Source organism: Streptomyces sp. NRRL S-350, assembly GCF_000719705.1.
Classification (GTDB): Bacteria; Actinomycetota; Actinomycetes; order Streptomycetales; family Streptomycetaceae; genus Kitasatospora.
In genome coordinates this window covers 116,860-142,688 of sequence record NZ_JOHO01000006.1, presented here as the reverse complement: position 1 = coordinate 142,688, position 25,829 = coordinate 116,860, and the positions used below count along the sequence as shown (strand labels likewise).

Annotated in this window: 25 protein-coding genes; 13 read left to right on the top strand and 12 right to left on the bottom strand. The window is 73.7% G+C overall.

Going from position 1 to position 25,829, the window contains the following annotated elements; translation table 11 throughout:
* Nucleotides 1-31 precede the first annotated feature (31 nt).
* Both paaD and paaE read left to right on the top strand, forming a co-directional pair.
* A complete protein-coding gene (paaD, locus tag IF30_RS0108515) occupies nucleotides 32-592 on the top strand; it encodes a 1,2-phenylacetyl-CoA epoxidase subunit PaaD (protein ID WP_030234264.1) in 561 nt (186 codons plus the stop codon).
* Entirely contained in the window at nucleotides 593-1,726 is a 1,134-nt protein-coding gene (gene paaE, locus IF30_RS0108510) for a 1,2-phenylacetyl-CoA epoxidase subunit PaaE (protein WP_030234262.1), read from the top strand.
* A 96-nt stretch (nucleotides 1,727-1,822) separates the two neighbouring features.
* On the opposite strand, the gene IF30_RS0108505 is transcribed toward paaE, so the two are convergent.
* Both IF30_RS0108505 and IF30_RS0108500 read right to left on the bottom strand, forming a co-directional pair.
* Nucleotides 1,823-2,947, bottom strand: coding sequence for an NAD(P)-binding domain-containing protein (locus IF30_RS0108505; protein WP_037899305.1), 1,125 nt, complete (start codon nucleotides 2,945-2,947; stop codon nucleotides 1,823-1,825).
* Between the two features lie 130 nt (nucleotides 2,948-3,077).
* Nucleotides 3,078-3,449, bottom strand: a complete 372-nt coding sequence (locus IF30_RS0108500; RefSeq protein ID WP_030234257.1) for a YbjQ family protein — start codon at nucleotides 3,447-3,449, stop codon at nucleotides 3,078-3,080.
* A gap of 124 nt (nucleotides 3,450-3,573) precedes the next feature.
* On the opposite strand from IF30_RS0108500, the gene IF30_RS43325 reads away from it, so the two are divergent.
* The 4 genes from IF30_RS43325 to IF30_RS0108480 all read left to right on the top strand — a co-directional run bounded on the left by IF30_RS43325 (nucleotide 3,574) and on the right by IF30_RS0108480 (nucleotide 7,982).
* Nucleotides 3,574-4,503 carry a hypothetical protein gene (locus IF30_RS43325; RefSeq protein ID WP_030234254.1) on the top strand — a complete coding sequence of 310 codons (930 nt, stop codon included), beginning with the start codon at nucleotides 3,574-3,576 and terminating at the stop codon, nucleotides 4,501-4,503.
* A gap of 128 nt (nucleotides 4,504-4,631) precedes the next feature.
* Entirely contained in the window at nucleotides 4,632-5,168 is a 537-nt protein-coding gene (locus IF30_RS0108490) for a hypothetical protein (protein WP_199807838.1), read from the top strand.
* A gap of 46 nt (nucleotides 5,169-5,214) precedes the next feature.
* Nucleotides 5,215-6,042, top strand: a complete 828-nt coding sequence (locus IF30_RS0108485) for a peptidyl-tRNA hydrolase (RefSeq protein WP_107054350.1) — start codon at nucleotides 5,215-5,217, stop codon at nucleotides 6,040-6,042.
* Nucleotides 6,043-6,404: 362 nt separating this feature from the next.
* A complete protein-coding gene (locus tag IF30_RS0108480; protein ID WP_030234246.1) occupies nucleotides 6,405-7,982 on the top strand; it encodes a hypothetical protein in 1,578 nt (525 codons plus the stop codon).
* 173 nt (nucleotides 7,983-8,155) lie between these two features.
* On the opposite strand, the gene IF30_RS0108475 is transcribed toward IF30_RS0108480, so the two are convergent.
* The 4 genes from IF30_RS0108475 to IF30_RS0108460 all read right to left on the bottom strand — a co-directional run bounded on the left by IF30_RS0108475 (nucleotide 8,156) and on the right by IF30_RS0108460 (nucleotide 11,858).
* On the bottom strand, nucleotides 8,156-9,109 hold the full coding sequence (locus IF30_RS0108475; RefSeq protein ID WP_030234243.1) for an aminoglycoside phosphotransferase family protein: 954 nt from the start codon (nucleotides 9,107-9,109) through the stop codon (nucleotides 8,156-8,158).
* 243 nt (nucleotides 9,110-9,352) lie between these two features.
* Entirely contained in the window at nucleotides 9,353-10,102 is a 750-nt protein-coding gene (locus IF30_RS0108470; RefSeq protein ID WP_030234239.1) for an ABC transporter permease, read from the bottom strand.
* Nucleotides 10,103-10,131: 29 nt separating this feature from the next.
* Entirely contained in the window at nucleotides 10,132-10,929 is a 798-nt protein-coding gene (locus tag IF30_RS0108465) for an ABC transporter permease (RefSeq protein WP_051709505.1), read from the bottom strand.
* A complete protein-coding gene (locus IF30_RS0108460; protein ID WP_037899303.1) occupies nucleotides 10,926-11,858 on the bottom strand; it encodes an ATP-binding cassette domain-containing protein in 933 nt (310 codons plus the stop codon). The genes IF30_RS0108465 and IF30_RS0108460 overlap by 4 nt, the downstream gene beginning before the upstream one ends.
* 470 nt (nucleotides 11,859-12,328) lie before the next feature.
* On the opposite strand from IF30_RS0108460, the gene IF30_RS0108455 reads away from it, so the two are divergent.
* Nucleotides 12,329-13,525, top strand: coding sequence for a sensor histidine kinase (locus IF30_RS0108455; protein WP_030234231.1), 1,197 nt, complete (start codon nucleotides 12,329-12,331; stop codon nucleotides 13,523-13,525).
* A 107-nt stretch (nucleotides 13,526-13,632) separates the two neighbouring features.
* Nucleotides 13,633-14,292, top strand: coding sequence for a response regulator transcription factor (locus IF30_RS0108450; protein WP_030234229.1), 660 nt, complete (start codon nucleotides 13,633-13,635; stop codon nucleotides 14,290-14,292).
* A 9-nt stretch (nucleotides 14,293-14,301) separates the two neighbouring features.
* On the opposite strand, the gene IF30_RS0108445 is transcribed toward IF30_RS0108450, so the two are convergent.
* The 4 genes from IF30_RS0108445 to modA form a co-directional block, all read right to left on the bottom strand.
* Nucleotides 14,302-15,378 carry an ABC transporter ATP-binding protein gene (locus IF30_RS0108445; protein ID WP_030234226.1) on the bottom strand — a complete coding sequence of 359 codons (1,077 nt, stop codon included), beginning with the start codon at nucleotides 15,376-15,378 and terminating at the stop codon, nucleotides 14,302-14,304.
* The gene (locus tag IF30_RS47595) at nucleotides 15,375-15,515 is read right to left on the bottom strand and encodes a hypothetical protein (RefSeq protein ID WP_158834839.1); all 141 of its coding nucleotides are present in this window, start codon (nucleotides 15,513-15,515) and stop codon (nucleotides 15,375-15,377) included. The genes IF30_RS0108445 and IF30_RS47595 overlap by 4 nt, the downstream gene beginning before the upstream one ends.
* Nucleotides 15,512-16,318, bottom strand: a complete 807-nt coding sequence (locus IF30_RS0108435) for an ABC transporter permease (protein ID WP_051709547.1) — start codon at nucleotides 16,316-16,318, stop codon at nucleotides 15,512-15,514. Before IF30_RS0108435 ends, IF30_RS47595 begins: the two co-directional genes overlap by 4 nt.
* Nucleotides 16,319-16,383: 65 nt before the next feature.
* Entirely contained in the window at nucleotides 16,384-17,235 is an 852-nt protein-coding gene (modA, locus tag IF30_RS0108430) for a molybdate ABC transporter substrate-binding protein (RefSeq protein ID WP_030234223.1), read from the bottom strand.
* A 362-nt stretch (nucleotides 17,236-17,597) separates the two neighbouring features.
* Between modA and IF30_RS0108425 the strand changes: the two genes are divergently transcribed.
* A complete protein-coding gene (locus IF30_RS0108425) occupies nucleotides 17,598-18,665 on the top strand; it encodes an RNA ligase (ATP) (protein ID WP_030234221.1) in 1,068 nt (355 codons plus the stop codon).
* Between the two features lie 177 nt (nucleotides 18,666-18,842).
* Here the strand turns inward: IF30_RS0108425 and IF30_RS0108420 are convergent, their stop codons facing one another.
* Nucleotides 18,843-19,214, bottom strand: a complete 372-nt coding sequence (locus IF30_RS0108420; protein ID WP_030234219.1) for a hypothetical protein — start codon at nucleotides 19,212-19,214, stop codon at nucleotides 18,843-18,845.
* A 320-nt stretch (nucleotides 19,215-19,534) separates the two neighbouring features.
* On the opposite strand from IF30_RS0108420, the gene IF30_RS0108415 reads away from it, so the two are divergent.
* Together IF30_RS0108415 and IF30_RS0108410 are read left to right on the top strand one after the other, a co-directional pair.
* Complete coding sequence (locus IF30_RS0108415) at nucleotides 19,535-20,101, top strand: RNA polymerase sigma factor (protein WP_063752542.1); 567 nt, start codon at nucleotides 19,535-19,537, stop codon at nucleotides 20,099-20,101.
* Between the two features lie 90 nt (nucleotides 20,102-20,191).
* On the top strand, nucleotides 20,192-21,169 hold the full coding sequence (locus tag IF30_RS0108410; protein ID WP_030234217.1) for a hypothetical protein: 978 nt from the start codon (nucleotides 20,192-20,194) through the stop codon (nucleotides 21,167-21,169).
* A 136-nt stretch (nucleotides 21,170-21,305) separates the two neighbouring features.
* On the opposite strand, the gene IF30_RS0108405 is transcribed toward IF30_RS0108410, so the two are convergent.
* On the bottom strand, nucleotides 21,306-22,739 hold the full coding sequence (locus IF30_RS0108405; RefSeq protein WP_051709501.1) for a cation:dicarboxylate symporter family transporter: 1,434 nt from the start codon (nucleotides 22,737-22,739) through the stop codon (nucleotides 21,306-21,308).
* Between the two features lie 154 nt (nucleotides 22,740-22,893).
* Between IF30_RS0108405 and IF30_RS0108400 the strand changes: the two genes are divergently transcribed.
* Both IF30_RS0108400 and IF30_RS0108395 read left to right on the top strand, forming a co-directional pair.
* Nucleotides 22,894-24,765 (top strand): sensor histidine kinase, encoded by a 1,872-nt coding sequence (locus IF30_RS0108400; RefSeq protein ID WP_063752540.1) that lies wholly within the window; start codon nucleotides 22,894-22,896, stop codon nucleotides 24,763-24,765.
* The gene (locus tag IF30_RS0108395; protein ID WP_030234214.1) at nucleotides 24,762-25,487 is read left to right on the top strand and encodes a response regulator; all 726 of its coding nucleotides are present in this window, start codon (nucleotides 24,762-24,764) and stop codon (nucleotides 25,485-25,487) included. The genes IF30_RS0108400 and IF30_RS0108395 overlap by 4 nt, the downstream gene beginning before the upstream one ends.
* Nucleotides 25,488-25,829 lie beyond the last annotated feature (342 nt).

Sequence of the window (25,829 nt, the reverse complement as noted above, 5' to 3'; positions counted from 1 at the left end):
GAACCCTGCGGGCACGGCGGCGGAAACCGCTATGGCGGCGGACCGCGACCTGGCCTGGGCGGTCGCCGCAGCCGTCCCGGACCCGGAGCTGCCCATGCTGACCCTGGCCGACCTGGGCGTCCTCGCCGGGGTCGAGGTGGACGGCGGCAGCGGCGCGGTCACCGCCTGGCTGACCCCGACCTACTCGGGCTGCCCCGCCGTCGCCGAGATGGCCGCCGACGTGGACCGTCGCCTGCGCGCGGCCGGGTACCCGGACGTCCGGGTGCGCCTGCGGCTGGACCCGCCGTGGTCCACCGACCTGATCACCGCGGAAGGCCGCCGCAAGCTCGCCGAGGCGGGCATCGCGCCGCCGCGGCCGACCGAGGCCGCCGGGCCGACCGGACCGGTCGCGCTGACCCTGGGCCCGACCCGTGCCGGAGCCGTGACCCGTGCCGGAGCCGTGACCGGTGCCGCCGCGGCCGCCCCCGTGCCCTGTCCGCTCTGCGGTGGCGCGGAGACGGAGGAGCTGTCCCGCTTCGGTTCCACCGCCTGCAAGGCGCTCTGGCGCTGCCTCGCCTGCCGGGAGCCGTTCGAACGCGTCAAGGAGATCTGAATGCTCGCCGCTTCCCCCGCCGGCACCCCGGCGACCGGTATCCGCCCGGCCCGCCGCCCCGCCTTCCGTCGGCTGCGGATCGACCGGGTGGAGCGGCTCTGCGAGGACGCCGTGGCGGTCACCTTCGCGGTGCCGGACGAGCTCGCGGACGAGTACGCCTTCCGCCCCGGGCAGACCCTGACCCTGCGCAAGGTCGTGGACGACGTCGACGAGCGCCGCTCGTACTCGATCTGCGCCCCCGTCGGAGGCCCGCTGCAGATCGCCGTCCGGGAGGTGCCGGGCGGGCTGTTCTCGCGCTGGCTGGTGCGCGAGGCGCAGCCGGGCGAGGAGGTGGAGGTCCTGACGCCCTCGGGCCTCTTCACCCCCGAACTCGGTGTCCCGGCCGACCACGTGCTGCTCGCGGCCGGTTCCGGCATCACCCCCATGCTGTCGATAGCCGGCTCGGTACTGGCCGCCGACCGCTGCTCCACCGTCACCCTGCTCTACGGCAACCGGCGCAGCGACACCGTGATGTTCGCCGATGAGCTGGCGGACCTGAAGGACCGCTACCTCGGCCGCTTCCAGCTGGTCCATGTGCTCTCCCGGGAGACCAGGGACGCCGAACTGCTCAGCGGCCGCCTCGACCCGGAGCGGGTGCGGGCGCTGCTGGCGGCGCTGGTGGACGTCGGGAGCGTCGGGCACTGGTGGCTGTGCGGCCCGTTCGGCATGGTCGCCGGGGCCAAGGAGCTGCTCGGCGAGCTGGGCGTCCCGGGCGAGCGCGTGCATCAGGAACTGTTCCACGCCGAGGACGAGCCGTTCGCGGAGCGCGACGACGACCGGGACGGGGCGGACACCTCATCCGACGGCGCGGGCGCTGTGCACAGCGAGGTCACCGTCGTCCTCGACGGCCGGGGCAGCACCCTCTCCCTCCCGCGCGACCGCTCGATCCTGGACGGCGCCCAGCGCTCCCGCCCCGACCTGCCGTTCGCCTGCAAGGGCGGTGTCTGCGGCACCTGCCGCGCGCTGGTCACCGAGGGCGAGGTGGAGATGCGCCGCAACTTCGCCCTGGAGGAGAAGGAGCTGGCCGCCGGCTACGTGCTCACCTGCCAGGCCCGACCGCTCACCGACCGGGTGACCGTCGACTACGACCGCTGAGGCGCGACCCCGGGGTGCGACCCCCGGGGTGCGACCGCCGAGCCGTGACTGCTGCGGAGCCCGGTACCCGGCCACCGGTGGCCGGGCGTCCGGCGGTCAGGCGGTGGCCGGCACGGGCAGCTTCGCCGGATCCCCGAGGAGCTCGACCAGGTCGTTGACGGCCGCGCGCCCGGCCCGGTTGGCGCCGACCGTGCTGGCGGACGGGCCGTAGCCGACCAGGTGGACGCGCGGATCGGCGGTGGCCCGGGTGCCGGTGAGCGCGATGCCGCCGCCGGGAGAGCGCAGTCCGAGTGGGGCGAGGTGGCCGACCTCGGGCCGGAAGCCGGTGGCCCAGACGATCGCGTCCACCGCCAGCTCCTCGTCGCCCCAGGCGACCCCGTGCTCGGTGAGGCGGTCGAACATCGGCCGCCGGTGCAGCGCACCCAACTCCTCGGCACGCCGGTAGGCGACGGACGGCCCGAGCCCGGTCACGCTCACCACGCTGCGCACCGGCAGGCCCTGCCGCACCCGCTCCTCGACCCGGGCGACCACCGCCCGCCCGTACTCGGGGGTGAACGGCCCGTCGTGGAAGACGGGTTCGGAGCGGGTGACCCAGACCGTCTCGCCGACCGCCGCCACCTCCGACAGCACCTGGATCGCCGAGGCTCCGCCGCCCACCACCAGGACGCGTTTGCCGGCGAACTCCTCGGGGCCGCGGTAGTCGGCGTAGTGGAGCCGGCGGCCGGCGTAGTGGCCGGGATAGTGCGGCACGAACGGGCGGGTCCAGGTGCCGGTGGCGTTGATCAGCGCGCGGGTGGACCAGGTGCCGCGGTCGGTCTCGACCAGTAGCCGGGAGTCCGGGCGCTCGGACTCCGCGCGTACGGCGTGCACCGCGACGGGGCGTACGACGGGGAGCGCGTGCCGGGCCTCGTACGCCGCGAAGTACCCCGGCACCACCTCGCGGGCGGGGGCCTGGGGATCGGGCGGCGGCAGCACGGCGTCCGGGAGGTCGTGGAAGCCGTGCACGGTGGCCATCCGCAGGGACGGCGAACGGTGGGCCCAGGCGCCGCCGGGTGCGGGGTTGGCGTCGAGGACGACGAAGCCGCCGTCGGCGTCGGCCCGGTGGGGGGCGAAGCCGCGGCGGCGCAGGTGGTAGGCGGCGGACAGGCCCGCCTGTCCGGCGCCCACCACCACGACGTCCACACGCTGGGGAGCGCTGTTCGTTGCACCGTAAACAGTCACGCCGGTGAAACATCGGGGGCCGGACGACTGTTCCCGCGGCTCCCGCCGTTCCCGCAGTTCCCGCAGTTCCCGTCGTCTGTGCCGCTTGGGCCGCTCGCGTCGCCTGTGCCGTCTTCCCCGAGCGGGCGACTCAGGCGATGGGCGAGATCACCGCGGCGGTGCCGTAGGCACAGACCTCGGTGCCGACGTCGGCGGCCTCCGTCACGTCGAAGCGCATCATCAGGACGGCGTTGCCGCCGCGCGCTTTGGTCTGCTCGACCAGCCGCTCCATCGCCTCGTTGCGGCTCTCGACCAGGGTCTTCGTCAGACCGCGCAGCTCTCCGCCGATCAGCGACTTCAGCCCGGCGCCGATCTGGCTGCCGAGGTGGCGGCTGCGGACGGTCAGCCCGAAGACCTCGCCGATCACGTGGTCGACCCGGAAACCGGGGATGTCGTTGGTGGTCACGACCAGGACGTCGGCGTTCGGGCCCTGCCCACCGCCGTACTCATTGATGTCAGCCATGGCACTCATCCTGCCGATGCCACGCGTCCGAGTGACAGAGGCGGGGCCGGTCGGTGGCCGAGAAGGCTTCCGGAACCAGGCTCGGACCGGTGATCGGGCGACCGAAAGGCCGTACCGTAGCCCCATGGGCGAGCGAAGCGATCATCCACAGGGGCCGGGCGCGGCGGAGGACTCCGGTGCGCAGGAGATCGAGGCGACGGTGGTGCTGGGCCTTCGGATCACCGACTGGCCGGCTCTGCGCGCGGCCGCGATCAGGGCCGTCGAGGAACTGGACTTCGAGGGCATCGACCCGGCCGGCCAGCGCCGCGAGCTGCTGCGCGAGGTCACCGAGGACGCCAACGCGGCGCTCGGTGCCCTGCTGCACCCGGACCGGCTGGTGGCCGCCATTCCCGGGGTCGAGGCCGTCGGCGGGACGCTGGAGATCAGCGTCACCGAGGACTTCACGCCCGACTTCGCCGAACTCTTCCCGCTGGAGGGCGAGGACGAGGACGGCGGCGCGGGCGGGGACTGGACGCTCACCCCGCGCACCGCCTGCCTCCTGCACGCCCAGCTCCTCGGCCTCGCCGACGCGGCCTACGACGACCTCGACGAGCACGGGGACGAGGCGGTCGTCGACGGCGAGGACGTGGACTGGACGGTCTTCGCCCGGCTGCCCCAGCGCACCTGGCGGATGCACCAGGGCTGGCGCCGCGCGATGGCCCGGGCCTTCGACGACCTCGCCGACGACCTCGCGCTCGGCGAGTGGCCGCTGCCGCGCTGCCTGGCCGAGGAGATCGCGCTGCGGATGGCGCTGCTGGACGCCCGGACGCTGCTCGGCGCACAGCCCGAGTCGGTGGCGGACATGATGGGCGACCTTCCGGCCGACCTCTACGACTACGACTGGGACGGCTGCCACGACGAACTGTTCGGGGTCTTCGGGCCGGACGACGGAGATCCGGAGCTGACCGCGGAGCAGCGGACGGAGGTGCTGCTCGCCGCCACCCACCCGGAGGGCTGGTTCCTGATGTACGAGGACGCGGAGGAACGGGACCCCCAGCGCGGCTACCGGCGCTGACCGGACGTTGTGCTGACCGGCGCTGACCGGACGCCGCGCCGCCCGGTCCGGGGGCGTCGGAGCGCCCGGTGCCGGGCGGGGCCCCGGCGGACGGGGCGACTCCGCAGGCGGCCCGTTAGGCTGCGGACATGTCCCATGTGTCTGGTATGTGCGATCCGTCCACGGGTGGTCCGGGTGACGAGGACGGCCTGGTGGCCGCCGGCGAGGAGCCCGAGACCGAGCCGGAACTGGCTCGGATCGCGCTCGGGCTGGACGGCGTACGGGCGGCGCAGCGCGGACGGACCGCCGAGGCGCGGGCCGGCTTCGAGGCGCTCTGGGAGGCCCTGGGTGAGCAGGACGTCTTCCACCGGTGTGTGCTGGCGCACTACCTGGCCGACCTGCAGGACGACCCGCAGGCCGAGCTGGAGTGGGACCGGCGGGCCCTGGCGGCCGCCGACTCGCTGACCGTCGAACGCGCCCGCACGTACGGGTCGACCGTCCAGGTGCGCGCCTTCTACCCCTCGCTGCACCTGAACCTGGCGTCGGACCACCTCAAACTCGGCGAGCCCGACCTCGCGCGCGAGCAACTGGAGCGGGCGGTGCGCAGCCTCGACGCGTTGCCGGAGGGCGCCTACGGGGCGAGGATCCGGGCGGCCGTGGACGAGCTTCGGCAGCGACTGCGCTGAACGGGGCGGGCCGAACCGGGCGTGGAGGGGCTGGCATGCTGGACGGGTGACTTCTCCGTTCGATGCCCCGGCTTCCGCTGCCCCGGCTTCCACTGGCCCGGCTTCCACTGCCCTGCCTTCCGGCCCCACCCCCGACCCTGAGTCCCGCCCCGGCGCCGGCTCCGGCGACTCCCCGGCCGGCGAGGACCGCGACGCGCGGCCGCAGTACGTGCTGCCGCTGCTCGTCCGGCTGGAGCGGGCCACCCCGCCGGGGCGGACGGACGCGCTGGAGACCTCGGCCCGGGCGGTGCTCACCCTGCTGGCCGACCCCCGGGTGACCGACGCCGACGGCGAGTGGGCGGAGCGGGTCGAGGCGTGGGAGGACGCCAGGATCCGCAAGGTGGTCCGCCGGGCCCGGGGCGGGGAGTGGCGCCGGGCGGGCGAACTGCCGGGGATCACGGTGCGGGGCCGGGAAGCGGAGGTGCGGGTCTTCCCGCCGGTCCTGCTGGACGGCTGGCCGAAGGAGCTCGCCAAGCTGCAGGTCTCCGGGACGGACCTGGAGGAAACCGTCGAGGTCGGCGCACCCGAGCCGGGAGTGCCGGTGCTGTGGCTCAACCCGGAACTGGAGATGAGCGCGGGAAAGACGATGGCGCAGACCGGACACGCCGCCCAGCTCGCGTGGTGGCGGCTGGACGGCACGCAGCGCAAGGAGTGGGCCGAGGCCGGTTTCGCGCTGGCGGTGCGGACGGCCTCGCCGGAGACGTGGGAGGAACTCCTCCGCAGTGAGCTGCCGGTGGTCCACGACGCGGGCTTCACCGAGATCGCCCCCGGGCCGACCGTCGCATTCGAAGGGGGCGAGCGCTACTGCCGTCTCCCGCGCCTTCGACGTTCGTGACGCACCGTCCGGCCCCAACCCGGCGACGCGACAGGTCAGGTACGCGCTTCCCGGGCGGGCCGGGCGTCCCCAGCAGGTCTTCTTGGCGGAGCAAGGGATGGCGCTCCCGCCGACGGGCACGGACCGTGCGGCCGGAACACGCCTTGTCGGCCGCAGCCCGGTCAGGCCGTGCCCTGGGCCGCCCGGGAACCATCCCGGAACCGTTCGGGGAGCGCAAGCCCGCGAATGCCACAGAGCGGTGATCGGATATCCGTGCGGGCGGTCCGGGGCGGCTGCGACAATGAGGAACGAGCAGCGGATGCGGCCGGGGGAGCAGCAGACGCACCCGGTCCGCGTGACCGGAACATGCGATCCGGGGGACCATGCCGAAGAAGCGCAACGCCGCCCAGCGCATCGGGGCGATCGGAGAGGCCCGGTTCCGGCTCTCCTGCGAGCAGAACCTCATCATCCCCAACAAGGTCGAACACGACTTCGGGTTCGATTTCCTGTGCCAGCCGGACCTGGCCGCGGGCTTCGGCCGGACCGGGCCGGTATCCGGAGTCTTCGTCGGCTTCAGCGTCCGGGCGACGGACCGGGACGACGGGCGGATCAGGCTGAACCGGGCGGACGCCGAGTGCCTGCTGGCAGCCCAGTTCCCGACCGGTCTGGCCTTGGTGAAGCTGACCGGGCCGGAGTCCGCGGCCGTCCATTTCCGGATGATGGACGCCGCCTTCATCGTGGAGCTGTCCCATTTCCTGGCGTCCGCCAAGAAGTCCAAGCACTTCACCCCCAAGGACATGCGGCCCGTGGCGGAGATCCGGGACGCGATCAGGGAGGTCAGCGCCCCCGGCTACCTCGAGCAGGCGCGTGCCGACGCTGCCCGGAAGATCGCCGAACCGATCACCGGACCGGTCCGGATCCAGATCCACCGCGATGCCGACAGCCAGGCGAGCCTCATCACATCCCTGGACCTGTACGCGTGGTTCGAGCAAGGAACACCCGCCGAGCGGGAGGCGCTCTACCTGGCCACCTTCGGAGAACCGGCGCGACGCGACCGAAGGATGCGCGAACTCGCGCTGAGCGGCAAGGTCATGGGAGGCCTCGCGCACCTGCCCCAGCCCTATGTGCTGGCAGGTTTCGTCATGGACCACCCCACCGGGGTGTGCGTCGAGACCACTCCCGCGTCCGCGGAACTGCCGGTGCTGCGTACCGCCAACGAGCACCACTTCGGTTACGTCCACCCGGCGGGCTTCGCCCTGACCGTTTCCGCCCGGGTCGAGAAGGACGGTCAGCACGTGCACCTGATGCGGGCGCTCGCCGACCCGGACAGCGACGCTCTCCTTGGCGACCATCCGCTCCTGCTCGACTTCCTCACCACCTGTGCCCCCGAGTCGGTCCTCTGTTTCGACGACGGCGACGGACTGACCCTCGACGCGACGTACTTCGACGGCTTGGGCGACCTGGCCCGGTGCGCGGCGGCCTACCGCGCTGCGCAGAGCCTGGACGGCTGGGACGCGGTGCCTGTCATGGTCAAAGACATGGCCGGCCCGGAATCCCGGAACTCCCTGATGTTCCTCGGCTCGGCAGCCGACCCGCAGGCCCAACTGATCCCCCGGGCACTCCTCCTGGCGGCGCCGGAGGTGCAGGAGAAGGACTGCGACACCGCGTCCGGGACCATTGACGTCCCGGTTGTCTGCAACCTGGCCGACTCCAGCGTCGTCGCCTGGTTCTCCGGCCACGGATCCGTGCTGTTCCATGAGGGCGATCCGTGCGGATTCAAGGTGCCCGCCTTCCGCGTGGACACCATCGAGGTGCTTCCCCGGGTGCCGAGCCGGTCCCCGTTCCCACGAGTTCTGCTCGGGCCGCGGACGCTGATCCATGACAACGGACGGTGGCAGGAGGGCGACGCCGAAACAGGGCAGTGGGCAGAGGACGTCCGCCTGCGCTTCCGGCTGGACTAACCAGGCAGCGCCCTCGCCACAGCCGGCCGGAACGGTCGGGAGGACCCTCTGTGCGCTCGGTGCGTACCGGCGCTGGTGGAGCAGGTCGGTGAAGCGGTGGTGGCGGGCGCCGCGGGGGTGGGCAGTACCTGGTAGGGGTTGCTGCCTCAGCGGGTGCTGTGACGGTCGACCGCTCAGGCGTGGAACACGGCGTTGCGGCGTAGCTGTCCTGCACACCACCGGAAGTGCCAGTCACGGTCGTCGAGGCCGAAGAGGTCGTAGGTCGTGAGGGCGTATGCGGCCTGGTAGGCGGTGAGGGTGGCTGGCGGGTAGCCGAGCTCGTGGGCGAAGAGCCGGGTGAGTTCCTCAGTGTGCTCCTCGGCGTGCGGCCCGTACATGTCGTAGACGGAAGCGGTGACGGCGGCCTCGAAGGCAGGGTCGCCCGCGGTCGTGTAGAAGCCGAAGTCGAGCACCGCGACGGGCCGACCCGCTGCGTCGATGTGGATGTTGGGTGGGACCAGGTCGCCGTGGATCGCGGTCACCGGCGCGTCGGGGAGGACGCGCAGTGCCTGTTGCGTGCGTTCGACCCCCGCCTCGAAGTCCGGCACGCAGGCAGCCAAAGCCGCTCCGTGCCGGGCCGCGGCCCTGGCGACCAGGGCCGCGAGCGCGTCGCGGAAGTGGTCGTGATCCCGCCACAGCGGACGGTCGTCACCCTGAACGGTCAACCGGCGCATCGCGTCGGTGCCCGGTACGGAGGCCAAGCCGCGCAGAACGGCAAGTAGCGCGTCGCGGTGCCGGGTGGGCAGCTCGCGCTCGTAGGCGGCGTGTGCGGAGTCGACTCGCATCGCGTCTCCGGGCAGCTCGCGCTCGTACGTCACCACGACGCCGTCGTGGTCCTCGATGTCGAAGATCTCCGGAGTGGAGAACGGCAGCGGGTGCCGCGCAATGTCCGCGTACACCTGGCGGGTGAGATCGAAATCGGTTGGCGGCCGACCACTCCACACCTTGGCGGCCCGGCCATCGCCCAGCCTGTAGACGACACCCTCGACACCGGCGCCGACACGGCGGACAGCCGGGTGCCCGCGGTCGGCGAAGTACGCGAGCCAGGGGTCGGAGAGGGGGGCTTCCGCGTTCGGGAGGTTCTCCATTCGTGTATTAGACCAGCAACCGCAGCCGACGATCTCGCGCTGGGCTGGGGCGACGGTGAGTTGACGATACGTCAGGTCTCTTGTCCGGTGCGCTCCGCTGTGCCCGGCTCTTCGTCGTACCGGCCGGGCGGCGAGCAAGTGGCGGTGGACGTCGAACGGCTGACAGCTGGCGGATGGCGGATGGCGGCTTCCGAAATTCGCCATCTGCCAGCTGTGATCTGTCGGCCGGCGGCCCGGGAGCGGCTATCCGCCGGAAGGCTCGTACCGGCGCATGGCCCGCAGCCCGCCGTAGACCGCGAGAGCCGTCCAGGCCGCCATGACCAGCAGTCCGGTCCAGTGGCCGTAGTGGACGTCCGGTTCGGGCTGGGTGCGCATCGCGTGCAGTCCGGCCCGGTCGGGCAGGAACTGGCCGACCTCGCGCACGCCCGGGATGGCGGCCAGCCAGGTGGTGCCGAGGAAGACCATCGGAGTCAGCAGGCCCAGCGCGGCGCTGAAGTTGCCCAGCATCGCGGTCAGTCCGAGGCAGATCAGCACCATCATCGGGTGGTAGAGCACGCCGGCCAGGAAGCTGCGGGACAGCCCCGGGGTGGACAGGTCCAGGCCGGCGGTGGCGCGGACGGCCAGGAACGATCCCGCCGTGGAGGCCAGCCCGAGCAGCAGGCCCACTCCGGCGCCGAACGCGAGCTTGGCGCCGTACAGTCGGCTGCGGCGCGGGACGGCGGTCAGCGAGCTGCCGATCATGCGGGTGTTGAACTCCTGCCCGATCAGCAGGATTCCGAAGCAGGCGACGGCGACGTGGCCGAAGAGCAGCCCGTAGTAGATCCCGCCGGCCGGGTCCTCGCCGGCGGTGTGGTCCTTCGTCCCGTAGGCGCCGTTGACCGCTGCGGTGATGCCGACGGTCAGCGCCAGCGCGACCAGTGGGGCCGCCCACTGCGAGGGCAGGGTGGTGAACTTGACCCGTTCGGCGCGCAGGGCGTTGGCGAGGGTGGTCATGGGATCTCCCATCTCCCGTTCGGTCACGTTCACTTGGCGGAGTTCAGGCCGCGCAGGGCGCGTAGGCCGCCGTACGCCGCCAGGGCCGCCCAGGCCGCCGTGATCAGCAGTCCGGTCCAGTGGCCGTAGGAGACCTGCGGGTCGTCGACGTACCGCATCGCGTACTGGCCGGACCGGTCGGGCAGGAACTGGACCACCCGGCGGACCCCGGGGACACCGCTGAGCAGCGGCGACAGCAGGAAGACGGTCGGGACCAGCAGCCCCATCGCGGCGGTGAGGTTGCCGAGCAGGGCGGTCACCCCGAGGCAGAACACCACCAGTAGCACCTGGTAGAGCACCCCGGCGACGGCGCTGCGGACGAGGGCGGGTCCGTCCCAGGAGCCGGGAACGGTGGCCGCGTACCCGGCGAAGGCGCCCGCCGTGCCGACGGCCCCGACGACGAGGCCGACCAGGGCGCCCAGCGCCAGCTTGGCGCCGTACAGTCGGCCGCGCCGGGGGACGGCGGTGAGCGACACGTCGATCATGCGGGTGTTGAACTCCGGGCCGATCAGCAGGATGCCGAAGCAGGTCAGGGCCGCCTGGCCGAAGTTGAGCCCGTAGAAGACGCCGACGCTCGGGTCGTCGATGATGCTGTGGTCCTTCCCGCCGAGGATGGCGCCGACGGCGGTGGTGACCCCGGCGGTCAGCAGGAGGGCGAGCAGCGGGGTGACCCAGAGCGAGCGGAGGGTGGTGAGCTTGATCCGTTCGGCTCGGAGGGCGTGGAGGGCGTGGAGGGCGTGGAGGGCGTCGGTGGTGCGGGTGGTGCGGGCGGTGTGGGCGGCGCTCATGCGGCGGCCTCCGACCGGTACTCGACGCTGTCGGCGGTCATCCGCATGAACGCCTCCTCCAACGAGTCCTGCTGGACCGCGATCTCGTACAGCACAACGCCGTTGGCGGCCGCGAGCGCGGCGATCCGCTCGGGTTCGGCGCCGCTCACCTCCCAGGCGCCGCCGCCGATGTCGGTGGCGTCGAGGCCGGTGACGTCGGAGTCGCGGCCGGTGCCGCCGAGCAGGGCGGCCAGCTTGGCCGGGTCGACGGCGCGCACCCGGATCCGGGTGCGGCCGTGGCGGTCGATGAACTCGGAAGTGGCGTCGTCGGCGAGCAGTCGGCCGCGCCCGATCACCACCAAGTGGTCAGCGGTGAGCGCCATTTCGGTCATCAGGTGGGAGGACACCAGCACCGCCCGCCCCTCGGCGGCCAGATCGCGCAGCAGGGTGCGGATCCAGCGGATGCCCTCCGGGTCGAGGCCGTTGACCGGCTCGTCGAGCATCAGGACCGGCGGGTCTCCCAGGAGTGCGGCGGCCACCCCGAGGCGCTGGCGCATGCCGAGCGAGAAGCCCCGGATCCGGCGCCCGGCCGCCTCTGTCAGGCCGACCTGGGCGAGCACCTCGTCGACCCGGCGCCCCGGCAGCCCGTTGCTCGCGGCGAGCCAGCGCAGATGGCCGTGGGCCGTCCGGCCGCCGTGCAGGGCCTGGGCGTCCAGCAGTGCGCCGACGTGGCGCAGTGGGTCGGCGAGTTCGGGGTACGGGCGGCCGCGGACGAGGGCGCGTCCGGCGGTGGCGCGGTCGAGGCCGAGGACCAGGCGCATGGTGGTGCTCTTGCCGGCGCCGTTGGGGCCGAGGAAGCCGGTCACCACGCCGGGGCGGACCTCGAAGGTCAGGTCGTCGACGACGCGCTTGCCGTCGTACTCCTTGGTCAGGCCCTGGATCTCGATCACGGCGGGGCTCCCCTCATTGTCGGTGGTCTGCGCCGGTGCGGCGTGCGCGTCGGCGTGCTTGTTCGGCTCGCTTGGCCGGCTCGCCTTGCCGACGGGGTTCGTCGGCTCTCGCGGTGCCTGCTCCGGGCGGTGGTTCCATTGGACCGGCGGAGGCCGGTCCGGCGGATCCCGCCAGGGCGGGGAGTCGCCTCCCTCCCGGGAGGGAGCCACCGGGCTACCCGCGCGGGAGCCGGGGGCCTGCGCTGACCTGGCAGGATGGCCCAATGCCCAGGAACCGAGCGGCCAGGAGCCGAGTGCCGGGGACCGTTGCGTCGGGGACCGTTGCGTCGGGGACCGTTGCGTCGGGGACCGTTGCGTCGGGGACCGTTGCGTCGGGGACCGTTGTGCCCGGCGCCGTTGTGCCCGAGCCTGCCGTGACCGCCACGGCACGTCCCGCCACGGCGCGTCCCAGTACTGCGTTCGGTGCGGCCGTGGCCAGGGCGCTCGCCCCGCTGCTGGCCGGCGCCACGTACGCACGGCTGTTGCACCTGCTGGTCGGGTGGATCTTCGCGGGCGTGGTGCTGATGATCTATCCGGGGACCTACCGGAAGAGCCTCGGCGAGATCCTGACGGTCAGCGTCACGCTGGACGCCGTGCTCCTCGGGTTGGTCGCCCTCGTCCCGGCGGCGCGGCGGGCCGAGGGGGTGCAGGCGCGGCTGCTGCTGGTGCCCGACCGGGAGGAGGACATCGGCACCGAGCCCTCCCGTACCTGGGCCGACCGGCGGCGGACGGCCGGTTGGCTGATCGGGCGGGTCGCTCTCGGTTCGGCGGTCGGCTTCGCGACGGCTTTCGGTCTCGCGCCGTGCTTCGAGCTGCTGACCGGTCCGCACGCGCTCCGGTACCTCCCGCTCGTGCCGCTGATGGCGCTCGGCTTCGGCTGGTTCCTGGTGCTCGCGGGGAGGGCCCAACTCTCGATGGCTGTCAGGTGGTTGGGGCCGTCCCCGGCGGATCGGCTGGCGGAGGCGGAGCTGCGGGCCGAACGCCTGCTGGAACGCAACCGGTTGGCCCGCGAGCTGCATGATTCGATCGGTCACGCCCTGACGGTGACGGTCCTCCAGGCTGGCGCGGCGCGCGAGGTCGGGGATCAGGCGTTCGTCGCGAAGGCGCTCGAGGTCATCGAGGAGACAGGGCGACAGGCCATGGAGGACCTCGAACGCACCCTCGTCCTGCTGCGCGAGAGCCCGGCCGGGGCGAACGGCGGGGCCACCGAACAGCCCGGCATCGCCCAGCTGCCCGCGCTGTTCGACACCGTCCGCGCGGCGGGCAGCCCGGTCGAGGCGCGGATCCGGGTGCAGGCCGGCACGCTGCCCGGGGTGCTCTCCCGCGAGTCCTACCGGATCGTGCAGGAGGGCGTCACCAACGCGCTCAAGTACGCGCCCGGCGAGCCCGTCGACGTCCGGATCGCCGTCATCGAGGGGCAGTTGGAGCTGCGCTGCGCCAACCGGCTGCCCAGCGGCGGCGGTCGGCCCCCGGCGGGCGGGGTCCGCAAGGGCGGCAAGGGCCTGCGCGGCATCCGCGAGCGCGCCACGCTGCTCGGCGGTGCGGCTGCGGCGGGAGCGGGCACGGCGGAGGACGGGAGCGGGGAGTGGGTGCTGAGCGTCCGGCTGCCCCTACGCTTGGGCTCGTGACGAACGATCTTGTGGCTGACGGCCCGACCGGGGACGGCGGCGGGGTGGCCGGGGGTGGCAGCGGCCCGACCGGGGACGGCGGCGGGATGACCGGGGGCGCTACCGGAATGACGGACATCCTGCTCGCCGACGACGAGGAACTGGTCCGGGCCGGCCTGCGGGCCGTCCTGGAGGCCCAGGGGGATCTGCGGGTGGTCGGCGAGGCGTCCGACGGCGCCGAGGCGGTCGCCCTGGCGCGTGAACTGCGTCCGCACGTCGTGCTGATGGACGTCCGGATGCCCGTCATGGACGGACTCGCGGCCACCCGTGAGCTGCTGCGCCCGGGAGCCCCGGGGGAGCGGCCGCCGCGGATCCTGGTCGTGACCACCTTCGAGAACGACGACTACGTCTACCAGGCGCTGCACGCCGGCGCCGACGGCTTCCTGCTCAAACGCTCCCGCCCCGCCGAGATCGCCCACGCGGTCCGGCTCGCGGCGTCGGGCGAGTCACTGCTGTTCCCGGCCGCGATCCGCCGCCTGGCGGCCGGCCACGGCAACCCGACCGCCCGTACGGCCATGGAACGGGCGGCGCTGACCGAACGCGAGGCGGAGGTGCTGCGGCTGGTCGCGCGCGGCCTCAGCAACGGGGAGATCGCCGAGCGGCTGTTCCTCGGCGTGCAGACGGTGAAGACGCATGTCAGCAGCGTGCTGGCGAAGCTGGGCGCGCGGGACCGCACGCAGGCGGTGATCGCCGCGTACGAGTCGGGGTTCGTCGCGCCGTCGGAGTAGGCGGCGGGGTCAGGCCGGGTAGGCGTGGGTCTGGGTGGCCTTGACCGCGGCCCAGACCGCGACGCCCGGCGCCAGCTCCAGCTCCGCGACGGCGGCCGGGGTGAGGTCGGCGGCCATCGGCAGGTCGCCGGCCAGGTCGGCGCGGACCCGGTCGCCGTGCAGGTCCAGGCCGGTGACCTCGACCTTCCAGACGTTGCGCGCACTGGACTGCGGCCGCTCCCGGTGGAGGGTCACGGCGGAGGGCGGGAAAGCGACGAACGCGGGGCCGTCCAGGTCGTCGGTGGTGGCCAGGACGGTGCCGTCCGGGAGCGTGACCCGGTGGCCGTCGGCCCGGCCCTGGTAGAGGTTCAGCCCGACCAGGCGGGCGATGTAGTCGGTGCGCGGCCGCCGGGCGACCTCGGCCGGGCTGCCGGACTGCACCTCGTGCCCGTCCTCGATGACCACCAGCCGGTCGGCCAGCACCATGGCGTCCAGCGGGTCGTGCGTCACCAGGACGGCCACCGCCTCGAACTCGGCCAGGTGGCGGCGGAGTCGGGACCGGACGTCGAGCCGGGTGCGGGCGTCCAGGGCTGCCAGCGGTTCGTCCAGCAGGAGCAGCCGGGGGCGGACCGCGAGCGCCCGGGCCAGTGCCACCCGCTGCGCCTGGCCGCCGGAGAGTCGGCCGGGGCGGGCCGCAGCGTGGTCGGCCAGCCCCATCCGCTCCAGCCAGACGGCCGCCTCGGCCCGGGCGGTGCGCTTGGGCAGGCCCTGGCAGCGCGGGCCGAAGGCGATGTTGTCGAGCGCGCTGAGGTGCGGGAACAGGAGGTAGTCCTGGAACACCACGCCGACCGGCCGCCCCTCGGCGGGGGTGTGCACGCGCCGCGCCGGGTCCTCCAGGAGCCGGCCGTCCAGGCGCAGATGGCCGCCGGTGAGCGGGAGCAGCCCGGCGAGGGCGCGCAGCGCGGTGGACTTGCCGGCGCCGTTGGGGCCGAGCAGTGCGACCACCTCGCCGGGGGCGGCGGTGAGGGCGAGGTCGAGGGTGAACGCGGCGCGCTCGACCCGCAGTCGGGCGTCGAGGGCGCCGCCGGTGGTGTTCTCGGTGCTCATCGGGTCGGCGTCCTGGTGTCCGAGGGGGCGGCGCCGGGGGTGTCCCGGGCGACGCCCGAGGCGATGTCCGGGGTGGTGCCGGAGGTGGTGCCCGGGGTGGGGTGCGCGGTGGCGGCCGGGGGTGCGGGCGGCGTCACGGGGCGGACAGCCAGCGGTCGCGCAGGCCGACCAGCACGGCGACGGAGACCGCCAGCAGCACCAGCGACAGCGCGATCGCGGCCTGTGGGTCGGACTCCATGGCCAGGTAGACGGCCAGTGGCATGGTCTGGGTGCGGCCGGGGAAGTTGCCCGCGAAGGTGATCGTCGCACCGAACTCGCCGAGCGCCCGGGCCCAGGCCAGGACGGCCCCGGCGGCGATCCCGGGGGCGATCATCGGCAGGGTGACCCGCCGGAACGCGGTCAGCCGGGAGGCGCCCAGGGTCGCGGCCGCCTCCTCGTACCGCGGGTCGGCGGCCCGCAGCGCACCCTCGACGCTGATCACCAGGAACGGCATCGCCACGAAGGCCTCGGCGATCACGACCCCGGTGGTGGTGAAGGGCAGCGTGACGCCGAAGGCCGAGTCCAGCCAGGAGCCGACGATGCCGCGCCGCCCGAGCACCAGCAGCAGTGCCACACCGCCGACCACCGGCGGCAGCACCAGCGGCAGCGTGACCAACGCCCGGACCACCCGTCGGCCCGGCAGGTCGGTACGGGCGAGCAGCCAGGCCAGCGGCACGCCCAGGACCAGCGACACGGCGGTGGCCGCCGTCGCACTGACCAGCGACAGGCGCAGCGCGCTCCAGACGGCGGCACTGGTGAGCTGTTCGGACAGGTCGCTCCAGGGCGCCCGGACCAGCAGGCCGACCAGCGGCAGGATCAGGAACGCCAGCCCGAGCAGCGCCGGGAGCAGCAGGGTGACCGGGACGCGGTGCGTGCGGGGTCGGGGCCGGTGGCGCGGCAGGGCCTGCGTCGGCCCCGTCGTCCCGGAGGCCGGTCCGTCCCAGCCGGAGCCGGTGGTGCGGCCGTTCACGGCGCCTGGAAGCCCGCCGCGGTCAACACCTGCTTGGCCTCGGGCGACTGGACGTACGCGACGAAGGCGGCGGCGCCGTCCTTGTTCGGGGCCTTGGCGAGCGCGGCGATCGGGTAGTCGTTCACGGCCTTGCCGGCCTCGGGGAAGTCCACACCGTCGATCTTCGCAGCATCGGCCTGCACGTCGGTCCTGTACACGAGCGAGGCGTCGACCTCGCCGAGCTCGACCTTGGTGAGCGCGCCCTTGACGTCCTGCTCCAGGGTGACCGGGGTGAGGTCGACGCCGGCGGCCTTGAGTGCGGTCAGGGCGGCGGCGCCGCACGGCACCTCCTTTGCGCACAGCGCGACCTTCACGCCGGAGCCGGTGAGGTCCTTGAGGCCCGCGATGTGCTTGGGATTGCCCTTGGGGACGGCGATGGTGAGCGTGTTCTTGACGAAGGTCGCCGGCCGGCCGCTCGCCCCGCCCGCGTCGGTCACGGTCTTCATGGTGGCCGGGCTGGCGGCGGCGAACACGTCCGCCGGGGCGCCGGAGTTGATGCTGGTCGCGAGGCTGGAGCTGCCGCCGAAGTTGAAGGTGACCTTGGCGCCAGGGTTGGCGGCCTCGAACTTCTTGCCGAGCTCGGTGAATGTCTCCTTGAGCGAGGCCGCGGCGAACACGGTGATGCTGCCGCCGGCCTTCGGCACGCCGCTGGCGGCTGTGCCGGCGGCCCCGGGGGCGCCGGTGGAGGGGGAGGAGCCGGAGGACGTGCCGCCGTCGCTGCCGCACGCGGTGACCCCGAGGCTGAGGGCGAGGGCCGCGGCGGCGGCGACGGCGAGTCTGCGGCGGGTGGTGGTCGTACGGATGCTCATCGGTGCTTCCCCTCCGGGGTGCGCGCCGGAAGGGGCGCGGAGGCCTGGCTGCAGGTGCGGCCGTTACGACGATCATAGTGCCGCAAATGCGAGCGATAAATCCTCTGTTGCTTCGCACAGGCGGGTGGCGGGACAGCCCTCGGGGCGGCTGTGGGATGGCTCAAGCGGAGTGCGGAGGGCGCGGTCGGCGCGGGCGGCCGGCCCTGCGGTCTGGGCTGCGGTCGGGGTGGTGGAGGCGAACGCGAGGCGCGCGGAAAATGCATCGCGCCGTTGGGGTCGAGCGGCCAGAGTGATCCCCGTCCGTATCCGGCGGGGCCGCTGAGGAGCACCGCCGCGGTCGGGCCGAGGGGAGGAGTCCGTCCATGTCCACGCTGCGCGTCACCGCCGAGAAGCTGACCATCCTGGCGCACCCGAACGCCGACGCCCTGGAGCTCGCCCAGGTCGGCCTCTACCGGGCGGTGGTCGCGAGGGGCGTCTACCGGACCGGGGACCACGCCGTCTACATCCCGGAACAGTCCGTCCTCCCGGAGGAGTTGGTCGAGGAGCTGGGCCTGACCGGCAAGCTGGCCGGGGCCCGGGCGAACCGGGTGAAGGCGGTGCGGCTGCGCGGGGAGATCTCCCAGGGCATCGTCTGCCGGCCCGCCGCGCTCTCCGGCGTCGACCTGGCCGCCGCGGCCGAGCACGGCGAGGACTTCGCCGAGCTGCTCGGGGTGGTCAAGTGGCGGCCGCCGGTGCCGACGTCGATGAACGGCGAGGTGGTCAGCGCTCCGGACCTGCTGCCCTGGGTCGACATCGAGAACCTCAAGCGCTACCCGGACATCTTCGAGCCCGGCGAGCCGGTGGTACTGACCGAGAAGCTGCACGGCAGCTGCTGCCTGGTCACGTACACCGCCGCCACCGGCGAGGTGCAGGTGTCGTCCAAGGGGATCGGCGCCCAGGGGCTGGCGCTGGTCGAGGACGAGCGCAACCTCTACTGGCGGGCCGTGCGCGGGTACGACATCCCGGCGGTGGCGGCCCGGCTGGCGGAGCGCCTCGGTGCCGAGCGGGTCGGCATCTTCGGCGAGGTCTTCGGCGAGGGCGTGCAGGACCTGAGCTACGGGGCCTCCGCACGGGCCGACCGGCCCGGCTACGCGGCGTTCGACGTCGCGGCCGTGGTCGACGGGAAGCCCGGCTGGCTGTCCGCCGCCGAACTGCTGGACGGCGAACTGCCGTTGGCGCCCGAAGTGTGGCGCGGTCCGTTCGACCCGGAGACCGTGCTGGCCCACGCGCAAGGCAAGGAGACCTGTTCCGGGCGTGAACTCCACGTCCGCGAGGGCGTGGTGGTACGCCCCGTGACCGAGCGCTGGAGCCTGCGGCTCGGCGGGCGGGCGATCGCCAAGGTGGTCAGCGATGCCTACCTCACGCGCAAGGGCGGCACCGAGTACGAGTAGTACGAGTAGGCCCCTCACCAGCCGATGACAGGTGACCGGGACCAGATGGCGGACAGCGGCTGACAGCCGACGGGTGATGAACTCCGTCGGCTGTCGGCTGTCGTCCCTGGTCCCTGCTCCCTGGTCGTGCCGCCCGTCAGCCGTTCCCCGCATTCGGGGCGGCGGTCCGGCGGGTGTTCAGCTGTGCCACTGGAACACGATCTTCGTCCAGCTGGACCCCGGGCAGTTGCCCCAGACGTCCCACGCCTGCGGCCGCGCGCCGATCCACAGGCCGGTGGTGTGCGAGCCGTTGGCGCAGTACGTGATGGTGCGCAGCTGCCCCGAGTAGACGTTGCAGTAACCCTCCCAGCGCCAGCCGTAGTTCGCGGTGATGACGCAGTGGTAGGGCGAGGCGGCGACGGTGTTCGAGGCCGCGACGGCTCCGGGGGTGACGGTCTGGTCGGGGGCGGGTGCCGCCGCGGCCGGCAGCGTGGTGGCCCCGAGCGCCCCGAGGGCGGCGACGGCCGCCAGCCCGAACGTGGCGGTCTTCCTGGCGATGCGACCTCGCATGGCGGTTTCTCCTTGCTGGGTGGTTCCCATCGGGCGGAGTCCGCCGATCGTCCGGGATCCGCGGCGGAGTGAATTCCCGCCTCCCGCACGATCGGTGACCTATTGCACACGAATGACCGCGCACGGTGAGAGGACGAACTATGATGTGACCTGTGTCACAACGCGTCCGCCGGGCCGTGACCAGGCTCGATCGGACGTGCGGAGTGCCGATTCCCGGGGAGAGCGGCATGGCGGACTGCAGGGGACGATGTGTCGGCGACGGGTCGGGAAAGGACTTCGGCCCATGCGCGGCCGGGGGGCAACCAGCCGAGTTCAACCGGATGTTCACCGAACTGCTGCCCAGGCTCCAGCAGGCGGCCGCCTCGCTCACCGGGAGTCCGATCGCGGCCGGGGACATCGTCCACGACGCGTACCTGCGGATCGCCCGCCGACCCGAGCGCTTCCTCGGCCATCCGCAGCCGTACGCCTACGCGTTCACCACGATGGTGAACATCCTGCGTGACCAGTGGCGCCGGGAGCGCCGCAGGATCCCGATGCCCGAGGTGCCGGAAGTGGGCGAGGGGCCCGAGCGCAGCCAGGCGGCGCGCGATCCGCGGGCAGGCGGGGTGGCCGAGCTGCAGGCGCGCTGGGAGGCGGTCCGGCTGCTGGGCTTCCTGACCGCCAAGCAGGCCCGCGCGGTGGCCCTGGTGGACCTGGACGGCTCCAGCGTCGACGAGGCCGCCGAACTGCTCGGCCTGCACCGCAGCACCCTGGCCGTCACCCGGCGCCGCGCCCACGGTCGACTGCGCGCCGTCCTCGAACGGGAGCGCGAACGGGAGCGCGAAGGGGAACACGAACGGGAACGCCACCGGGAACGCCACCGGGAACGCGAGCGGGGCCGGGGTTAGCGATCGCCTCGCCGGGGGCCTGCCGGGCCGACGCACCGAGCTGACGGCAAGTCGGCTGATGCGCGGCCCCCGGCCCGTACGCTGAAAATCGTGATCACGGACGAAGACGACCGCCTGCGTGCCCTGGCCGAGGACGGCCGCTGGCACGAGCTGCTCGCCGCCTACCGGCAGGGCCGGGCGGCCGCCGTGGCCGAGGCCGGGGACGAGGCCGCGGCTGCCCTGACCGCGCCGCTCGGGCACCTGATCGCCTACGCGGCGCCGCCCGAGCTGGCCGTCCGACTGTTCGACCGGGACGGCGGTGAGGGGACGGTCGCCGGGGTGGCCGACCACGATGCCGGTCCGCTCTGGGAAGTCCTGGCGACCAGGCACTCCTGGCTGAGGCTGGCCCCGCTGCTCGGCCCCGCGCCGGTGCGCCGACTGGTCGCGCACACCCGGGTGCTGCTCGGCGAGGACCTCTCCTACGGGGCCGAGCCCGATCCGGAGGGCGTGCCGCTGCGGCTGGAGCCGTGGGAGGCGGCGGGGTGGGAGGAGGCGGCGCGGGTGCGCGAGTACCTGCCCGGCGGGGGCGCGCGCAGCGCGCTGCTGACCCTGCCGGCCAGCCGTGAGGGCCTGGGTGAGGTGGAACTGCCGACGCCGGTGGAGCGGACGGACGTACGGCCCGACGGGCAGCGGGTCGCCCGGGCGCTGGACGAGCTGGGCGCGCTGGCGCCGTGGGCGCAGGTGGTCTGCGTCCGCGGCCAGGCCCCGCTGGCGGCCGCTCTGCTGGCCAGGGACCGGCGGGTGGTCGGCGGGTACCTGCCGTTCGCCCTCGCCTACCCGGCGCTGGTGCGCGCCGCCGCGGTCGGCCGGACGCAGGGCTGTGCGCACGGGCGGCTGGGGCTGTGGCGCGCGCTGGCCGCGATGGCGGGGGTGGACGGACCGGACCGGGGCGAGGTGAACGCCCTGGTGGCGCGGATGCGCTGCTTCACCTGGCAGGAGCCGTCCGCCGGGCTGCACCACCTGCACCTCGCGCTGGAGGACCCGGCCAGCGGGGTGGCGTGGGCGGTCAGCGGCTCGCAGGAGCTGTGACGCCGAGCGTCGTAGTGGGCGGCGGGCCGGGAATTGCCGAGGGCCGGGGAAAAGGGAGGCCCCCGGCCCGGCGCCGTTTCCGGGGGATGGGGGAGGCGCCGGACCGGGGGAGTGAGGGGGAGGGGTGCGCCGCGGCTCAGACGGCGGCGGGCGTGGCGCCCTGGGTGGGGACGCCCTCGGGCGAGGCTTCGGGGGAGGCTTCCGGTGCGGCCTCGGCTCCCGGCCGCTCCGCTGCCGGGTTCCCGGCTCCGTGGCCGTCGACCAGCGTCAGTTCGTCGAACGGCAGCTCGCCGGCCAGTACCCGCTGGGCGCGTTCGGCGTCGAGTTCGCCGGTCCACCGCCCGATCAGCACGGTCGCGACGGCGTTGCCCGCGAAGTTGGTGAGGGCCCGGGCCTCGGACATGAAGCGGTCGATGCCGACGATCAGGCCGACGCCGTCCACCAGTGCGGGCTTGTGCGACTGCAGCCCGCCGGCGAGGGTGGCCAGGCCGGCGCCGGTGACTCCGGCCGCGCCCTTGCTCGCGATCACCATGAACACCAGCAGGGAGAGCTGCTCGCCGATCGACATCGGCTTGTCCATCGCCTCGGAGATGAAGATCGACGCCATGGTGAGGTAGATCGCGGTGCCGTCGAGGTTGAAGCTGTAGCCGGTCGGCACGGTGATGCCGACGACCGGGCGGCTGACGCCCAGGTGCTCCATCTTGGCGATGAGGCGGGGCAGGGCGCTCTCCGAGGAGGAGGTGGAGAGGATGAGCAGGAACTCGCGGCCGAGGTACTTCAGCAGCGCGAACACGTTGATCCCGGCGACCAGGCGCAGCAGCGCGCCCAGCACGACGACGACGAACAGCGCGCAGGTCAGGTAGAACCCGATCATGATGACCGCGAGGCTCTTCAGGGCGGCCGTGCCGGTGGCCCCGACCACGGCCGCCATCGCCCCGAAGGCGCCGATCGGCGCGACCCACATGATCATCGCCATGACCCGGAAGACCAGTCGCTGCACGTGCTCGATCCCGCGCAGCACCGGGGCGCCGACCGGGCCCATCGCCTGCAGGGCGAAGCCGGCGAGCAGGGCGACCAGCAGGGTCTGCAGCACCTTGCCCTGGGTGAGGGCGGAGAGCATGGTGTCGGGGATCATCCCGAGCAGGAAGTCGGTGGTCGACTGGGCGCCGCCGGCCGCTGCCTGGGCGTGGCCGGACTTGGCGAGGGCGGCGGTCAGGTGGAGGCCGCTGCCGGGCTCCAGCAGGTTGCCGACGACCAGGCCGATGGCCAGGGCGACGGTCGACATGGCGAGGAAGTAGCCGAGGGCGAGGCCGCCGACCTTGCCGACCTTCGCGGCCTTGGTCACCGAGCCGATGCCCAGCACGATGGTGCAGAAGATGACCGGGCTGATCATCATCTTGATCAGGTTGACGAAGCCGGTGCCGACCGGCTTGAGCTCCACGGCGAAGCCGGGGGCGGCCAGCCCGACCACCACACCCGCGACCACCGCGGCGATCACGGCGAGGTAGAGGTAGTGGGTCCGGTCCTTGCGTCTGGGTCCCCCCGCCGTTGCGGCTCCAGCGATCGACATCTGCGGCTCCTTCGCCCTGCAGTCCTGGCGGCCCCGGGTGGTGGGCCGCTCCGACTATGGGCCTGCGGCGTGACGGAGGTCACGTTTGCGTTCATAGAGTTCACCATCGGTGCACCCGGGTCGCCCGGGCGGACCGTGGTGCACACTGGCTGACATGTCCGAGCGCACCGCCCCCGCCCGCTCGCGCCGCCGGTGGCCCCTCCTGCCGAGTCGGCTGGTCCGCAGCCTGGCCGGGCAGCTGTTCGTCGTCCAGGTGGTGATCGTCGCCGCGGTGGTCGCGGGCGGCGCCGTGCTCGCCTACCTCTTCACCGCCGAGCGCGCCGAGGACGCGGCCCGCCGCGAGGTCACCGCCGTCGCCCACGCCGTCGCGGAGTCGCCGTCCGTCCGGTCCGCCGTCACCGGCCCGGACCCGACCGCCGTGCTCCAGCCGTACGTCGAACAGGTGCGCATGGACACCGGGGTCTCCTTCATCACCGTCATGGACACCGACGGGGTGCGCTGGACCCACCCGCTGCCCGAGCAGATCGGCAAGCGCTACCTCGGGCACATCGACTGGGCGCTCGCCGGACAGACCCGCAGCGAGACGTACACCGGCACGCTCGGCCCGTCCGTCCGGGTGGTCACACCGGTGTGGGACGACCGGCACCGGGTCGTCGCCCTGGTCAGCGCGGGCCTCACGGTCGAGTCGATCTCCGCGCAGCTGAGCGGCCCGCTGCTGGCCCTGGTCGGGGTGGCGGTCGCCGCCCTCGCGCTCGGCGGCGCCGGCACCTACCTCGCCAACTCCCGGCTGCGGCGCCACACCCACGGCATGGGGCCGGCCGAACTCAGCCACCTCTACGAGTACCACCAGGCCACGCTGCACTCCGTCCGTGAGGGGCTGGTCCTGCTCGACCGCTCGCACCGGGTCGTGCTGTGCAACGATGCCGCCCGTGAACTGCTCGGCCTGGCGGGCGACGTGGACGGTCGGCCGGTGGCGGACCTCGGCCTGCCGGAGGCGCTGGTGGCGGCCGTGCTGGGCGACGAGCCGGTCCGGGACGAGGTCCACCTGACCGCCGAACGGGTGGTGGTGCTCAACACCTCCACCATCGGCACCGGTCTCGGCCGGGTGGTCACCCTTCGGGACCACACCGAACTGCAGGCGCTCAGCGGCGAGTTGGACTCCGTGCGAGGTTTCACCGAAGCGCTCGGCGCGCAGGCGCACGAGGCCGCCAACCGACTGCACGCGGTCGTCTCGCTGATCGAACTCGGCCGCCACGAACAGGCGGTGGAGTTCGCCACCGCCGAACTCGAACTCGCCCAGCAGCTCACCGACCGGGTGGTCGCGGCGGTGAGCGAGCCGGTCCTGGCCGCACTGCTGCTCGGCAAGGCGGCCCAAGCCGCCGAACGCGGCGTCGAGTTGACCCTTGCCGAGGACAGCAGGATCGATGACGGGGTGCTGCCGACCGGGCTCTCCGCGCGGGACCTGATCACCGTGCTCGGCAACCTGATCGACAACGCCGTGGACGCCGCCATCGCCGGGTCCGCGCAGAGCCCCGTCCCGCCGGAGGTCACCGTCACGGCGCGGATCGACGGGGACGGCACGCCCGGCGCGTGCCTGCTGCTGCGGGTCGCCGACACCGGTGCGGGCATCGACCCGTCCGCCGTCGAGGACGTGTTCCGACGGGGCTGGAGCACCAAGCAGGACGGTCGCGGGCACGGCCTCGGGCTGGCCCTGGTCGCCCAGGCCGCCCGGCGCAACGGCGGGACTGTCGAGGTCGGCCGGGAGCGCGGCGCGATCCTCACGGTCCGGCTGCCGCTGGCCGGGCGACCGGGGGAGCCGGGCGGGCGCGGGCACGCGGTGAGCGGGCGCGCCGGGGACGAGCAGGCGGGGGGCGACTGGGCGGAGGCCGAGCGGGGCCTTTCCGAACCGGTCGAGCCCCAGGGGGAAGGGCGCGAGCGGGCTGGACACGACGAAGGGCGCGAGCCGGCCGGACACGACGAAGGGCGCGAGTGGGCTGGGCGCGAGCGGGAAGGGGCGCCGTCATGACCGCGAGCGCCGCCGCCGCACCGGCGGGGATCTCCGTCCTGGTCGTCGAGGACGACCCGGTGGCAGCCGCCGCCCACGCCCTGTACGTCGAGCGCGAGCCCGGCTTCCACGCCGCCGGGACGGTCCACAGCTGCGCCGACGCGCTGCGCTTCCTGGACCGGGCCCGCGCCGCCGGGACGCCCGTCGACCTCACCCTGCTCGACCTCTACCTGCCGGACGGCCACGGCCTGCAGCTCTGCCGGACGCTGCGCGCCGTCGGCCACAGCACCGACGTCATCGCGGTGACCTCGGCCCGCGACCTCGCCATGGTCCGGCAGGCCGTCTCGGCGGGCGTCGTGCAGTACCTGCTGAAACCGTTCAGCGCCGCGGCCCTGCACGACCGGCTGGAACGCTACGCCCGCTACCGCGACAGCCTCGGACGCACCGGCGAGGCGACCGGCCAGGACGAGGTCGACCAGGCGTTCGCCCTGCTCCGGACGCCCGAGCGCACCACCCTGCCCAAGGGGCTGAGCGCTCCCACCCTGGACACCGTCGCCTCGGTGCTGCGGGACGCCGCGACCGGGCTGTCGGCGGCTGCCGCGGGCGCCGCCGCCGGGGTCTCGCGGATCACCGCGCGGCGCTACCTGGAGCACCTGGTGGACACCGGACGGGCGGTGCGGGAGCCGCAGTACGGGAACGTCGGCCGGCCGGAGCTCTGCTACCGGTGGCGCGCGAAGCCCTGACGGCTCGGCAGCCGGGGCGGCCGGGGTGGGCGGCGGTCGGGGTGGTTGGGGCGGTCGGGGCGGTCGGGGCGGCCGGGGCGGCCGGGGTGGCCGGGGTGGCCGGGCGTTGGCCCGGGCGTGACCTTTCGGCGCGCTGGTCGTTGGAGGGCACGGGGGACGTTCACTCGCTCGGGTGGTTCTGGGTGCCCCGACCGCATTCCGCCAGGTCATGAGAGATAAAGTTAGGCTAACCTAACTTCTCCTGGGGGTTTGTCGTGTCGCTCGCTGCCGTACCTGCCCAGGCCGCCTCCGGCGCTCCCACCGCGTCCGGCGGCCCGACCGCGTCCGGCGCCGCGGCGCCGA